The sequence below is a fragment of the Paenibacillus sp. JCM 9796 genome, assembly GCF_055379675.1.
Genome location: NZ_AP043723.1, coordinates 2,133,212 through 2,147,232, shown reverse-complemented (window position 1 = coordinate 2,147,232; position 14,021 = coordinate 2,133,212). Strand labels below are relative to the sequence as shown.

The window sequence follows — 14,021 nt, the reverse complement described above, 5'->3', positions numbered from 1 at the left end:
AGCGATAAATCGACAACGGAGGTTACCATGTCTGTGCTTGTGGGTGTCATTATGGGCAGTCAATCCGATTGGGAAACGATGAAGCATGCTTGCAGCGTGCTTGACGAGCTCGGAGTCCCTTACGAGAAAAAAGTCGTCTCCGCGCACCGAACGCCCGATTTGATGTTCGAGTACGCCGAGACGGCGGTGGAACGAGGGCTGAAGATCATTATTGCGGGCGCGGGCGGCGCCGCGCATTTGCCGGGAATGGTGGCGGCAAAGACGGTGGTGCCGGTGATCGGCGTTCCGGTGAAGTCGTCCACGCTGAGCGGGCTCGATTCGCTGTACTCCATCGTGCAGATGCCTGGCGGCGTGCCGGTCGGCACGATGTCGATCGGACAAGCGGGCGCAACGAATGCGGGGCTGTATGCGGCACAGGTGCTTGGCGCTTTCGATCCGGAGCTGCAGCGGCGGATTGTGGAACGACGGGAGCGCGTTGCGCAAACGGTGATAGAAAAGAGCGTGCTGGAATGACGGAAAGAACAGTGCGGGAGAAGCCGTACGATCCGGACAAGGTGCTGACGCCGGGCGCGACGATCGGCGTGCTCGGGGGCGGGCAGCTCGGACGGATGCTGGCGCTTGCCGGGCGGGCGATGGGCTATCGCTTCGCTACGCTCGATCCAACGCCGGACGCGCCGTGCGGACAAGTGGCGGACAAGCAGATCGTAGCAGGGTACGATGACATAGAGGCGGCACGGAAGCTTGCGGAGCTGTCGGACGTCATTACCTATGAGTTCGAGAACGTGGATGCGAGCGTGACGGAGCTGCTGATGAACGAATCATACGTTCCGCAGGGCAGCAGGCTGCTTTATACGACGCAGCACCGGCTGCGGGAGAAGCGGGCGATCGAAGCGGCTGGCGTGAAAGTGGCGCCGTATGCGGAGATCGGCAGCGTGGAACAGCTGCGGGAGGCGGTCGGCCGGTTCGGCACGCCGTGCGTGCTGAAGACGGCGACAGGCGGCTACGATGGGAAGGGCCAGTGGGTCATCCGCTCGGCGGAGGAGATCGAGGAAGCCTACGCAACGTTAAGCCGGGCCAAGACCGAGCTTGTGCTGGAACAGTTTATTCGTTTCGCGAAGGAAATATCCGTCATTGCCGCACGCAGCCCGCGCGGCGAGGTGCGGGCGTTCCCTGCGGCGGAGAACGAGCATGTGAACAACATCCTGCACGTATCCATCGTACCGGCACGAGTGCCGGCGGACGTACTGGAGCGGGCGGAACGGATGGCGGTGCAAATCGCGGAAGGGCTCGACGTCATCGGCCTGATCGCGGTCGAGATGTTTCTCACGGAAGACGGCGAACTGTTCGTCAACGAGCTGGCGCCGCGGCCGCACAACTCCGGCCACTATACGATGGAGGCGTGCCGGACGTCGCAGTTCGAGCAGCATGTGCGCGCGATCTGCAATTTGCCGCTCGGCGATCCGGCGCTCATGCAGCCGGTCGTGATGGCGAATGTGCTAGGCGAGCACGTGGAGCCGCTGCTCGCGTGGATCGCAAAGCCCGAGTCGGAGCGGGAAGTGGCTGGCGTGACGGCGAAGCTGCACTTATACGGCAAGCAGGAAGCGAAGCAAGGACGCAAGATGGGGCATGTGAATTTGCTGACGGCGTCGCCGGAAGCGGCATTTCGCTGGATAGAGGCTTCAAATATATGGGAGTCTAATAAAAAATAGAGGGATGGAGAAACAAACATGATCGATCGTTATACCCGGCCTGAAATGGGCGCGATTTGGACGGAAGAGAATAAATTCAAGGCTTGGCTGGAAGTGGAAATCTTATCCTGTGAGGCGTGGGCGGAACTCGGCGTCATTCCGAAGGAAGACGTTGCTGAGCTGCGCAAGAACGCCAGCTTCGACATCGACCGCATTTACGAAATCGAGCAGGAGACGCGTCACGACGTGATCGCCTTCACCCGCGCGGTATCCGAGAAGGTTGGCCCGGAGCGCAAATGGGTGCATTACGGCTTGACGTCGACGGACGTCGTTGACACGGCGCTCGGCTACCTGCTGAAGCAAGCGAACGACATTTTGGAAAAAGACATCGTGAACTTCATCGAAATCGTGAAGGAAAAAGCGATTGCCTATAAAGACACGCCGATGATGGGACGCACGCACGGGGTGCATGCGGAGCCGACGACGTTCGGTTTGAAAATGGCGCTTTGGTATGAAGAAATGAAGCGTAACCTGGAGCGTTTCCGCTTTGCGGCGGACGGCGTGCAGTTCGGCAAAATTTCCGGCGCGGTCGGTACATACGCCAACATCGATCCGTTCGTCGAAGAATACGTCTGCGGCAAGCTCGGCACGAAGCCTGCGCCGATCTCGACGCAGACGCTGCAGCGCGACCGCCACGCGGAATACATGGCGACGCTGGCGCTAATCGCTACGTCGCTGGACAAGTTCGCGACGGAAATCCGCGCTTTGCAGAAGAGCGAATTCCGCGAAGTCGAAGAACCGTTCGCGAAAGGCCAGAAGGGCTCGTCGGCCATGCCGCACAAGCGCAACCCGATCGGCTGCGAGAGCATCTCGGGTCTGGCTCGCGTCATCCGCGGCCACATGATCTCCGCTTACGAGAATGTGACGCTGTGGCATGAGCGCGATATTTCGCATTCCTCGGTGGAGCGAGTTATTTTGCCGGATGCGACGATTCTTCTGAACTACATGCTGAACCGTCTGGGCAACATCGTGAAGAACTTGACCGTGTTCCCTGAGAACATGAAACGGAATATGCAAAGCACGTACGGCGTGCCGTTCTCCGGCCGCGTCATGACGAAGCTGATCGACAAGGGCTTCAGCCGCGAGCAAGCGTACGACACCGTGCAGCCGCGCGCCATGCAGGCGTGGGAAGAGCAGCGTTCGTTCCGCGAGATCGTGCTGAGCACGCCGGCGATTACGGAGGCGCTGAGCGTGGAAGAGATTGAGGATGCGTTTAATCCGAGCTGGCATTTGAAGCATGTCGATACGATTTTCCGCCGTCTCGGCTTAAGCTAAAAGGGAGGCCATTCACGTCATGGGAGAGAAGGCAACAACGGCGATTTCGAGCGCGCAAGAGTATGTCAAGGCGCCGCTTCTATATAAGGGCAAAGTGCGGGAGCTGTACGATCTCGGCGAGCACTTCCTGATTGCGGTCACCGACCGGATTTCCGCGTTCGACTGGGTGTTAAGCCCGGCCGTGCCGGATAAGGGAAACGTGCTGAACTCGCTCAGCAAGTTCTGGTTCGAGCAGACGGCGGCCATTCAGCCGAACCATGTCGTGCATGCGGATGTGGAGCGTTTGGGCGATATCATCACGGATGCGGATATGATGAAGGACCGCTTCATGGTTACGAAGAAAGCGGAGCGGATCGACATCGAGTGCGTCGTGCGCGGGTATATTACCGGCGGCGGCTGGCGTCAGTACCAGAAGTCGGGCGAAGTGAACGGCCACAAGCTGCCGGAAGGGATGCGCAAGAACGAGCGGTTCCCGCAGCCGCTCTTCACCCCCGCGGCGAAGAACGACGTCGGCCACGACGAGGACATTTCGATCGAGCGGATGAAAGAGCTCGTGGGTGCGGAATTGACCGAGCAGCTGCAGGAGAAGAGCATCCGGCTGTACGAATTCGCGCATGCGTTTTGCGCGGAGCGGGGCATCATTTTGGCGGATACGAAGTTTGAATTCGGTCTAATTGACGGCGAAATTATTCTTATCGATGAAATTTTCACTCCGGATTCTTCGAGATTCTGGGACAAGACGAAGTACGAGCTCGATATCGAGATCGACGGGATGGATAAAGAACCGGTTCGGACGTATTTGTCCGGAACGGATTGGGATAAGAACAGCGAGCCGGACCCGCTGCCGCCGCACGTGGTGGAAGAGACGAGCCGGCGTTACCGTGATATATACAACCGTTTGGTGCAGGGCTAAAGAATAGACGCGCAAGCGACATTAAACCATTTTGCGGGAGGTACTTTTTTCGATGTTTAAAGCGACCGTGTATGTAACAATTAAGCAAAGCGTACTGGATGTGCAGGGAACCGCCGTGCAAGGCGCACTGCACACGATGGGCTTCGACGAGGTAAGCAGAGTGCGGATCGGCAAGTATTTGGAAGTGGAACTGAACACGAACGACCGCGCGGCGGCCGAGGAGCGCTTGAAAGCGATGTGCGAGAAGCTGCTTGCGAACACGGTCATCGAAGATTACCGTTTCGAGCTGGTTCAGGCTTAACCAAAAGGAGGAGCGAAGGCGATGAATTTCGCGGTACTGGTATTTCCCGGCTCCAACTGTGACATCGACTGCTACAAAGCGGTAGAGGACACTATCGGACAGCCTGTTGATTATGTGTGGCATACGGAAACGGATTTGTCGAAATACGATTGCATTCTCGTACCCGGAGGGTTTTCCTACGGCGACTACCTGCGCTGCGGAGCGATCGCCCGTTTTGCGCCGGTTATGAATGCGCTGGTGGAAGCGGCGGCTCAAGGCAAATACGTGCTGGGCATCTGCAACGGTTTTCAAATATTGACGGAAGCCGGACTTCTCCCGGGAGCGCTGCTGCGCAACAACTCGATGAAGTTCCGCTGTCATTCGGCTTTGCTGCAAGTGGAGAACGCGGATACGCCGTTCACGAAAGAATATGCGCAGGGCGAGCTCATTGACATCCCGATCGCGCACGGCGAAGGCAACTACTACTGTGACGACGCCACGCTGGCAGAGCTGAAAGCGAACAACCAAATCGTGTTCCGTTACGAGGCGGGCAACAACCCGAACGGTTCCGTTGAAGATATCGCGGGCATCTGCAACAAAGCGGGCAACGTGCTCGGCATGATGCCGCATCCGGAGCGGGCGATCAGCGAGATTCTGGGTTCGGCGGACGGCCGCCGCATGTTTACATCGATTTTGAGCACTTGGAGGGAAAAGCATGGCGCAGCAGCTATCGGCTAAGGAGCCAACGGCTCAGCAAATCGAAGAGCAGAAGGTGTACAAGCAGTTCGGCGTATCGGATGCGGAGTATGAGAAAATCTGCGGATTCCTCGGCCGTAAACCGAATTATGTAGAAATCGGCGTGTTCAGCGTCATGTGGTCTGAACACTGTTCCTATAAAAATTCCAAGGTTGTGCTGAAAAAGTTTCCGACCACCGGCCCGCGCGTTCTGATGGGGCCCGGCGAAGGCGCCGGGATCGTCGATATCGGCGACAATCAGGCGGTTGTATTCAAGATTGAAAGTCATAACCATCCTTCCGCGGTAGAGCCTTACCAAGGCGCAGCGACGGGTGTGGGCGGGATTATCCGCGATATTTTCTCCATGGGCGCGCGTCCGGTTGCGGTTCTGAATAGCTTGCGGTTCGGACGGTTGACGAACGACCGCGTGAAATATTTGTTCGAGCATGTCGTGTCGGGGATTGCCGGTTACGGCAACTGTATCGGCATTCCGACGGTCGGCGGCGAGATCATGTTCGACGAGAGCTACGAAGGCAACCCGCTCGTTAACGCGATGTGCGTGGGCCTCATCGACCATGACAAAATCCAGAAGGGTGTGGCCAAAGGCGTCGGCAACCCGGTGTTCTATGTCGGACCGGCAACGGGCCGCGACGGCATTCACGGTGCGACGTTCGCATCCGAGGACTTGACGGCGGAATCCGAATCCAAGCGTTCGGCCGTGCAGGTGGGCGATCCTTTCATGGAGAAGCTCGTGCTTGAAGCTTGTCTGGATTTGATCAATTCCGGCATCGTCGTCGGGATTCAAGATATGGGCGCCGCGGGCTTGACCTGCTCGAGCGCGGAGATGGCAAGTAAAGCCGGCAACGGCATGGAATTATATTTGGATGAGGTGCCGCAGCGCGAGGAAGGCATGACGCCTTACGAGATGATGCTGTCCGAATCGCAGGAGCGCATGCTGTTCGTTGTTAAGCCGGAGCATGAAGCTCAGGCAAAAGCGATTTTCGAGCGTTGGGGCCTGCACTGCGCGAAGGTCGGTAAAGTAACGGACGACGGCAACCTGAAGCTGTACCATAAAGGCGAGCTGGTCGGCAACATGCCGGTTACGGCGCTGGTCGACGAGTGCCCGATGTACCATAAGCCTTCGGCGGTGCCTGCGTACTACGAGGCGAATGCTTCCGTCGATACGACGCGTTATGCCGAAGTGACGGACTTGAACGGCGCTTTGCTGAAGGTGCTGGCGTCTCCTACGGTTGCGAGCAAAGAATGGGTTTATAACCAATACGATTACATGGTGCGCACGAGCACGGCGGTTCAGCCGGGTTCCGATGCGGCGGTCGTTACGATTCGCGGCTCCCGCAAGGCATTGTCGATGTCGACCGATTGCAACGGCCGTTACGTGTATTTGGATCCGGAAGTAGGCGGACGTATCGCCGTCGCGGAAGCGGCGCGCAACAATGTGTGCTCCGGCGCCGAGCCGCTCGCGATTACGGACAACCTGAACTTCGGCAGCCCGGAGAAGCCGGAAATTTTCTGGCAGCTGGAGAAAGCGGTCGACGGGATGGCGGAAGCTTGCCGCAAGCTGAATGCGCCGGTGATCGGCGGTAACGTCAGCTTGTACAACGAGAACGCCAAAGGCGCGATTTACCCGACGCCGGTCGTCGGCATGGTCGGCTTGGTGCACGACGTCGATCATATTACGACGCAAGGCTTTAAGCGCGAGGGCGACGTCGTCCTGCTGCTGGGCAACACAAAAGCGGAGCTGGGCGGCAGCGAGTTCCAGTACGTCGTACACGGCGTGACGGAAGGACGTCCTCCCGCGATCGATTTGGACGAAGAGAAAGTTTTGCTGGATGCGGTGCTCAGCGCGATCCAAAGCGGACTTGTCGCTTCGGCGCATGACTTGTCCGACGGCGGCCTGGCTGTCGCATTGGCGGAAAGCTGCATGAGCGGCCGTATTGGGGCGAAGGTTAACTTCACGAGCGAACTGCGTGCGGATATCGCGCTGTTCAGCGAAAGCCAATCGCGGATTCTGCTCAGCGCTTCGGCGGATAAAGCCGGCGAGCTTGAGAAGCTGTTGGTATCGCGGGGCGTGCCGGTACAAGTATTAGGTACGGTCGGCGGCGAGAAGCTGGAAGTTTCGGTGAATGGCGTTTCGGCCATCGATGCATCTGTAACACAACTAGAAAAGGTTTGGAAGGATGCGATTCCATGTCTGATGAACTGATCGTCGGCGGACAAGGAGCAGGAGTTAGAGTGAACGGGACCGGAGCTGTGCGGCAGCTCTGGACCGGGAACTTTTATAACGAAGGCATCAACAGCCATGACGGCTTGTTCGACAAATTGCGCGAGGAGTGCGGCGTGTTCGGGGTGTTCGGACATGTGGAGGCTGCTTCCTTGTCCTATTACGGCCTTCATGCGCTTCAGCATCGAGGGCAGGAGAGCGCGGGCATCAGCGTAACCGGCGGGGAGTCGTTCAACTACCACCGGGGCATGGGACTTGTGAAGGAAGTATTCAACAACGAAAACCTCGCGACGTTGAGCGGTACCTGTGCGATCGGGCACGTGCGCTACTCGACGTCGGGGGAGAGCAAGCTCGCGAACGCGCAGCCGCTCGTCTTCAAATACCGCGAGGGCGATCTGGCGATTGCGACGAACGGTAATTTGACGAATGCGCCGGACATCAAGAAGCGTCTGGAGCGCGAGGGCTCGATCTTCCAGACGACGAGCGATACCGAGGTTGTGGCACACTTGATCGCCCGCTCGAAGCATGACGACATCGTGCTGGCCGTGAAGGATGCGCTGCTGCAGGTGGAAGGCGCGTTCGCGTTCCTGTTTCAGACGCGGGATAAGCTCATCGTGGCTCGTGATTCGCACGGCTTGCGTCCGTTCGTGATGGGGCGGCTGGGTACGGCGCGATTGTTCGCCTCCGAGTCCTGTGCGTTCGATGCTGTCGGCGGCAAGTTCGAACGGGATATCGAGCCGGGCGAGCTGCTGATTCTGGATTTGAAGACGGGCGCGGTGACGTATGACCGGTTCTCGCCGGTTAAGCAGCGCGCGATCTGCGCGATGGAATACATCTACTTCGCGCGTCCGGACAGCGACATTGACGAGACGAACATCCACTCCGCCCGTAAGCGGATGGGCCGTCAGCTTGCGATGGAAGCGTTCGTGGACGCGGATGTAGTAACGGGCGTGCCGGATTCTTCGATTTCGGCAGCCATCGGGTATGCGGAGCAGACGGGCATTCCGTACGAGCTCGGCTTGATCAAAAACCGCTATACCGGCCGGACCTTTATCCAGCCTAGCCAAGAGCTGCGCGAGCAGGGCGTGAAGATGAAGTTGTCTGCGGTGCGCAGCATCGTGGAAGGCAAACGCGTCGTCATGATCGACGATTCGATCGTGCGCGGCACGACTTCGCTTCGCATCGTGAACCTGCTTCGCGAAGCGGGCGCGTCCGAAGTGCACGTGCGCATCAGCTCGCCGCCGTTCGCCAACCCGTGCTTCTACGGGATTGATACGCCGAGCCGCCAAGAGCTGATCGCGGCGGTGAAATCGGTGGAAGAGATTCGCCAGGCGATCAACGCCGACTCGCTGCATTTCTTGACGAAGGACGGGCTGCTGGCCGCGATCGGACGTCCGAACGGCGAGTATAACCGCGGTCACTGTACCGCCTGTTTCGACAATCACTACCCGACGCCGGTGCCGGATGAGGCCGCTCTCGGCTGCGGCTGCGACTAGGGAGAAGGTTCCGGAAGTTCGTTCCTTGCTGAAGAACCCTTGTCAGTCTTCTTCCCCGAAGCAGTCGGCGGAAATTATGAAAATAAGGCATCCAGAAGCCTGTACTGTAGGGCTAAAGAGCACGGAAAAAAGGCTGGAGGCCGTATGGCACCATTAACGGCTTAACAATATGGAGCTTAGAGCGGTCGCCGCCGCATGGCCGGCCGCCGCTCCCTTTATCCCCGCGCAGGTTCCTGCGCAAAATCTTTTGACTTTGGCTGTTCGAGCTTGGGGTAGGCGGAGGCGAAGGTTAATGCACGTTACCGGATATAAGCTTCCGAAGCCGTTTTCCCGCAGGAAAACGCGGAGCTGCCTTTGAAAATGAGTTCTTGCCGCAAGGTAAGCCTGAGGAACTCATTTTCAAGAGCGGCCGGAGGGAAACAGCGTGTACATGCAAGCCAAAGCCATACGTTCTCCAGGAGCGAAGGTCATTCCCATTCTGAGGAGGAAAAACGAAGTGTCCGATGCATATAAACAAGCCGGGGTCGACATCGCTGCCGGCAATGAAGCGGTTGAACGCATGAAAAAGCACGTGAAGACGACATTCCGTCCCGAGGTGCTGACGGATCTCGGCGGCTTCGGCGCGCTGTTCGGCCTGAATAAGGAGAAATACGAGGAGCCGGTGCTCGTATCCGGAACGGACGGCGTCGGCACGAAGCTGAAGATCGCGTTCGCGATGGACAAGCACGACACGATTGGCGTCGACGCGGTAGCCATGTGCGTGAACGATATTATCGTGCAGGGCGCGGAGCCGCTCTTCTTCCTCGACTATCTGGCTTGCGATAAAGTCATTCCCGAAAAAATCGAGGCTATCGTCAAAGGCATCAGCGACGGCTGCGTACAAGCAGGCGCGGCGCTAATCGGCGGCGAAACGGCAGAGATGCCGGGTATGTACAGCGAAGGCGAGTATGACATTGCCGGCTTTACGGTTGGAATCGTCGACAAGAAGAAGATCATTGATGGAAGCACGATCAAGCCGGGCGACGTCGTGCTGGGTCTTGCTTCAAGCGGCGTGCATTCGAACGGGTTCTCACTGGTGCGTAAGCTGCTGCTTGAACAGAAAGGCTACAGCCTGCACGACACGATCGACGCGCTCGGGGAACGCCTCGGCGATACGCTACTTGCGCCGACGAAAATTTATGTCAAACCGGTGCTCAACGTCCTGAACGAAGTGCCGATCAAAGGAATGGCGCATATTACAGGCGGCGGTTTCCTGGAAAACATTCCGCGCGTGCTGCCGGAAGGCGTGAACGTGGAAATCGACTACGGATCCTGGCCGATTCTGCCGATCTTCGAATTGATGCAGCGCGAGGGCGGCATCAGCCATAACGACATGTTCCGTACCTTTAACATGGGGATCGGGATGGTGGTCATCGTGTCGGAGGAGGATGCGGCGAAGGCGGCGTCTCTGTTTGAACAGCACGGCGAGAAGGCCTACACGCTCGGACGCGTGACGGCGGGTACGCGAGTGGTGACGTTTAACGGGGCGGACGTATGAGTTCGTCACCATTTCGAATCGCCGTATTTGCATCAGGCAGCGGGAGCAACTTCCAAGCGATCGCAGATGCGGTGAAAGCAGGGCAGCTCGATGTTCGCATCGAGCTTTTGGTTTGCGACCGGCCGAAGGCGAAGGTCGTGGAACGGGCGCAGGCGGCCGGCGTGCCGGTGCATGCGTTCCGGCCGAAGGATTACGAGTCGCGCGAGCACTACGAGCAAGAAATATTGGCGCAGCTGCAGGAGAAGCAAGTCGATTTAATCGTGATGGCCGGTTATATGCGGTTGATCACAAGCGTGTTGGTCAAGCCGTTCTACGGGCGGTTGATTAATGTGCATCCGTCGCTGCTGCCTGCTTTTCCAGGGGTGAATGCAATCGGTCAGGCGCTTGACTATGGGGTGAAGGTGACGGGGGTAACCGTTCACTTTGTAGACGGCGGCATGGATACGGGACCGATCATCGCTCAGGCGGCGCTGGAGATTCAGCCGGGAGATACGGAAGAAACGGTCGCGGAGCGGGTACACCGCATCGAGCACAAGTTGTATCCGCAGGTGATCGGCTGGATTCGCGATGGCAAGGTGCGATTGAACGGACGGCATGTCGAGCGCGTCTTGGAAGCGTAGATCGCCCGGGCAGCCAGGTGCGGTCAAAGAGAAATCAAGAGCGGAAAAGAGCAGTAGACAAAGAACGGGAAAAAGGGCACTTGGGCGTTCGCACGCGTGCCATTTATGGAAGAACTTATACGATGAGGGAGGCACCAACCAACGTGGCTATTAGAAGAGCATTAATCAGCGTCTCGGACAAAACCGGCATTGTGGAGTTTGCCGGCGAACTCGCCAAACTGGGCGTGCAAATCATTTCGACAGGCGGCACGCAATCGCTGCTCAAAGAGAAGGGCGTGCCGGTTATCGGCATCTCCGAAGTAACGGGGTTCCCTGAAATTCTGGATGGACGCGTCAAAACGCTGCACCCCGCCGTACATAGCGGACTGCTGGCGATTCGCGACAGCGAAGAGCATCAAGCGGCGATGAAAGAGCTTGGTCTCGACTACATCGACCTTGTGGTCGTCAACCTGTATCCGTTCGCCGAAACGATCGCGAAACCGGATGTTACCTATGAGGATGCGATCGAGAACATCGATATCGGCGGACCGACGATGCTGCGTTCGGCGGCGAAAAACCATGCGTTCGTGACCGTTGTCGTCGATGCTGGCGATTATTCGGCCGTCCTGGAAGAAGTCAAAGCCGCAGGCGATACGACACTGGATACGCGCAAGCGCCTCGCAGGCAAAGTATTCCGCCACACGGCGGCTTACGACGCGCTCATCTCCGATTACTTGGCGAAGCAAACAGGCGAACCGCTGCCGGAGAAGCTCACCGTCACTTACGAGAAAGTACAAGACCTTCGCTATGGCGAGAACCCGCATCAGAAAGCGGCGTTCTACCGTAAGCCGCTCGCTCCGTCCGGTAACATTACGACGGCCGAACAGCTGCATGGCAAGGAGCTGTCTTATAACAACATCAACGATGCAAACACGGCGCTGCAAATCGTTAAAGAATTCAGCGAACCGGCCGTTGTTGCGGTTAAACATATGAACCCTTGCGGCGTCGGTATCGGCACCGACATTCACGAAGCCTGCCAAAAAGCTTACACAGCCGACCCGGTCTCGATCTTCGGCGGCATCGTTGCGGCGAACCGGACCATCGGCAAGGAAACGGCGCTCTTGCTTCATGAAATTTTCCTTGAAATCGTCATCGCGCCGGATTTCAGCCAAGAAGCGCTCGACATCCTGAAGCAAAAGAAAAATATTCGACTGCTGCAAGTCGGCGACATCAGCGGGGCGAAAAAAGCGGAAGCTATCATCACGACCGTCGAAGGCGGCATGCTGGTGCAGGACAGCGACGCTTACCAGCTCACTGAAGCGGATCTGCGAATCGTGACGGAACGTCAACCGACCGAGGCCGAGCTGAAGCAGCTGTTGTTCGCTTGGAAAGTTGTGAAGCATGTGAAGTCCAATGCGATCGTGCTCGCGGCGGACGACATGACGATCGGTGTAGGCGCCGGTCAAATGAACCGTGTCGGCGCAGCCAAAATCGCCATCGAGCAAGCCGGGGACAAAGCGCAAGGGTCCGTGCTCGCCTCCGATGCGTTCTTCCCGATGGGCGATACGCTGGAGCTTGCGGCTAAAGCAGGCATCACCGCGGTGATTCAGCCGGGCGGCTCGATCAAGGACGAAGAATCGATCCGCGTCGCGAATGAGCACGGCATCGCTATGGTGATGACGGGCGTGCGCCATTTTAAACACTAAGGGGAGCGTAGCCAGATGCGGATATTGGTAGTGGGCGGCGGCGGCCGCGAGCATGCAATTTGTTGGGCGCTGAAAAAAAGCCCGAAGGTGAAGGAGCTGTACTGTGCGCCGGGTAACGGCGGTATCGCCCAAGTGGCGGAGTGCGTGCCGATTCCGGTTAACAAGTTTGAAGAGATCGCGCAATTCGCGATCGATCATACGATTGACTTAGTCGTCATCGGACCGGATGATCCTTTGGCCGAAGGCATCGTCGATCATTTGGAAGCGAAAGGGTTGACGGTTTACGGACCGCGCCAGAACGCCGCTATTATTGAGGGCAGTAAAGTGTTCACCAAGCAGCTGCTCAAAAAGTACGACATCCCGACCGCAGCGTACGAATCGTTCGATTCGTACGAGCCGGCACGGGCTTATTTAAACCAATTGCGTGCGCCTTATGTCATCAAGGCCGACGGCCTCGCGGCAGGTAAAGGCGTCATTATCGCGCAATCGATCGAAGAAGCGGATCAAGCGCTTCAAGACATTATGGTCGCGAAAGTGTTCGGCGAGTCAGGCAACCAGGTCGTCATCGAAGAGTTCCTGACGGGCCAGGAGATGTCCATTCTTTCCTTCGTCGATGGCGAGGTGGTGCGTCCGATGGCGGCTGCTCAGGATCATAAGGCCGTTTATGACAACGACCAGGGTCCAAATACAGGCGGGATGGGTACGTATTCTCCTCTGCCGCATATCCCGCAATCGATCATCGACGAGGCGATCGAAACGATCATTAAACCGACGGCGAAAGCGATGGTGGCCGAAGGACGCCCATTCCGCGGCGTGCTGTTCGCGGGATTGATGCTTACGCCGGAAGGTCCGAAAACTATCGAATTCAACGCGCGCTTCGGAGATCCTGAAACGCAGGTCGTGCTGCCGCGGTTGAAAACCGATTTGCTGGATATTTTCCTCGCCACGGTCAACGGCTGTCTGGATCAAATGGATATCCAATGGAGCGACGAGGCCGCCGTATGCGTCATCCTCGCTTCGCCGGGATATCCGGCGGCGTATCCGAAAGGACTTCCGATCGAAGGGCTCGAGGACGCGGAGAACGAACCGGATGCGCTCGTGTTTCACGCCGGCACAGCGGTTCAAGGCGGACAGCTCGTCACGAACGGCGGCCGCGTCATCGGCGTGACGGCGCTCGGATCGAACATTGCGGAGGCCCGTGCCAAAGCGTATGCCGCAGCCGACCGGATTCGTTTCGAAGGCAAGCACTACCGTACGGACATTGCGAAGAAAGCGCTCGTGTAACTCAAATAGAAGTCAAAAGCCGGAGCAGAAGGACAATTCCTTCCGACTCCGGCTTTTTGTATAGGCGGGCGGCTACTTTCTTCCGCTGCCTTTGATCACGATTTTATCCCAATACTTATAGACGCAAATACCGGCGATGACGGTTCCTGTAATGAGCAGCGCAGAAAGCCAATATTGATTCGCGTAATCGGCCAACGTCATGACGC

General features: G+C 57.8%; 13 protein-coding genes. 12 read left to right on the top strand and 1 reads right to left on the bottom strand.

All coding sequences use genetic code 11. The annotated features are described in order from the left end of the window. Positions 1-27 precede the first annotated feature (27 nt). The 12 genes from purE (at position 28) to purD (ending at position 13,815) form a co-directional block, all read left to right on the top strand. Positions 28-513, top strand: coding sequence for a 5-(carboxyamino)imidazole ribonucleotide mutase (gene purE, locus ACZ439_RS10255; protein WP_127608582.1), 486 nt, complete (start codon positions 28-30; stop codon positions 511-513). Then, positions 510-1,709: a 5-(carboxyamino)imidazole ribonucleotide synthase gene (gene purK / locus ACZ439_RS10250; RefSeq protein WP_127608581.1), complete on the top strand. Its 1,200-nt coding sequence runs from the start codon at positions 510-512 to the stop codon at positions 1,707-1,709. Before purE ends, purK begins: the two co-directional genes overlap by 4 nt. 18 nt (positions 1,710-1,727) lie before the next feature. Further along, positions 1,728-3,023 carry an adenylosuccinate lyase gene (purB, locus tag ACZ439_RS10245; protein WP_054800265.1) on the top strand — a complete coding sequence of 432 codons (1,296 nt, stop codon included), beginning with the start codon at positions 1,728-1,730 and terminating at the stop codon, positions 3,021-3,023. A gap of 19 nt (positions 3,024-3,042) precedes the next feature. Then, positions 3,043-3,936, top strand: coding sequence for a phosphoribosylaminoimidazolesuccinocarboxamide synthase (locus tag ACZ439_RS10240; protein ID WP_054798098.1), 894 nt, complete (start codon positions 3,043-3,045; stop codon positions 3,934-3,936). 52 nt (positions 3,937-3,988) lie between these two features. Next, entirely contained in the window at positions 3,989-4,237 is a 249-nt protein-coding gene (gene purS, locus ACZ439_RS10235; RefSeq protein ID WP_054798097.1) for a phosphoribosylformylglycinamidine synthase subunit PurS, read from the top strand. Positions 4,238-4,258: 21 nt separating this feature from the next. Beyond that, positions 4,259-4,954 (top strand): phosphoribosylformylglycinamidine synthase subunit PurQ, encoded by a 696-nt coding sequence (gene purQ / locus ACZ439_RS10230; protein WP_054800264.1) that lies wholly within the window; start codon positions 4,259-4,261, stop codon positions 4,952-4,954. Further along, positions 4,932-7,175: a phosphoribosylformylglycinamidine synthase subunit PurL gene (gene purL / locus ACZ439_RS10225; RefSeq protein WP_464620981.1), complete on the top strand. Its 2,244-nt coding sequence runs from the start codon at positions 4,932-4,934 to the stop codon at positions 7,173-7,175. Before purQ ends, purL begins: the two co-directional genes overlap by 23 nt. Next, entirely contained in the window at positions 7,160-8,689 is a 1,530-nt protein-coding gene (purF, locus tag ACZ439_RS10220; protein ID WP_141336443.1) for an amidophosphoribosyltransferase, read from the top strand. Before purL ends, purF begins: the two co-directional genes overlap by 16 nt. Positions 8,690-9,185: 496 nt before the next feature. Then, positions 9,186-10,226, top strand: coding sequence for a phosphoribosylformylglycinamidine cyclo-ligase (gene purM / locus ACZ439_RS10215; RefSeq protein WP_141336442.1), 1,041 nt, complete (start codon positions 9,186-9,188; stop codon positions 10,224-10,226). Then, on the top strand, positions 10,223-10,846 hold the full coding sequence (purN, locus tag ACZ439_RS10210) for a phosphoribosylglycinamide formyltransferase (protein ID WP_054798096.1): 624 nt from the start codon (positions 10,223-10,225) through the stop codon (positions 10,844-10,846). Before purM ends, purN begins: the two co-directional genes overlap by 4 nt. Before the next feature lie 143 nt (positions 10,847-10,989). Continuing rightward, entirely contained in the window at positions 10,990-12,531 is a 1,542-nt protein-coding gene (gene purH / locus ACZ439_RS10205) for a bifunctional phosphoribosylaminoimidazolecarboxamide formyltransferase/IMP cyclohydrolase (RefSeq protein ID WP_464620980.1), read from the top strand. A gap of 15 nt (positions 12,532-12,546) precedes the next feature. Continuing rightward, positions 12,547-13,815 (top strand): phosphoribosylamine--glycine ligase, encoded by a 1,269-nt coding sequence (gene purD, locus ACZ439_RS10200; RefSeq protein ID WP_127608575.1) that lies wholly within the window; start codon positions 12,547-12,549, stop codon positions 13,813-13,815. 72 nt (positions 13,816-13,887) lie between these two features. Here the strand turns inward: purD and ACZ439_RS10195 are convergent, their stop codons facing one another. Continuing rightward, positions 13,888-14,016, bottom strand: a complete 129-nt coding sequence (locus tag ACZ439_RS10195; RefSeq protein ID WP_258313533.1) for a hypothetical protein — start codon at positions 14,014-14,016, stop codon at positions 13,888-13,890. Positions 14,017-14,021 lie beyond the last annotated feature (5 nt).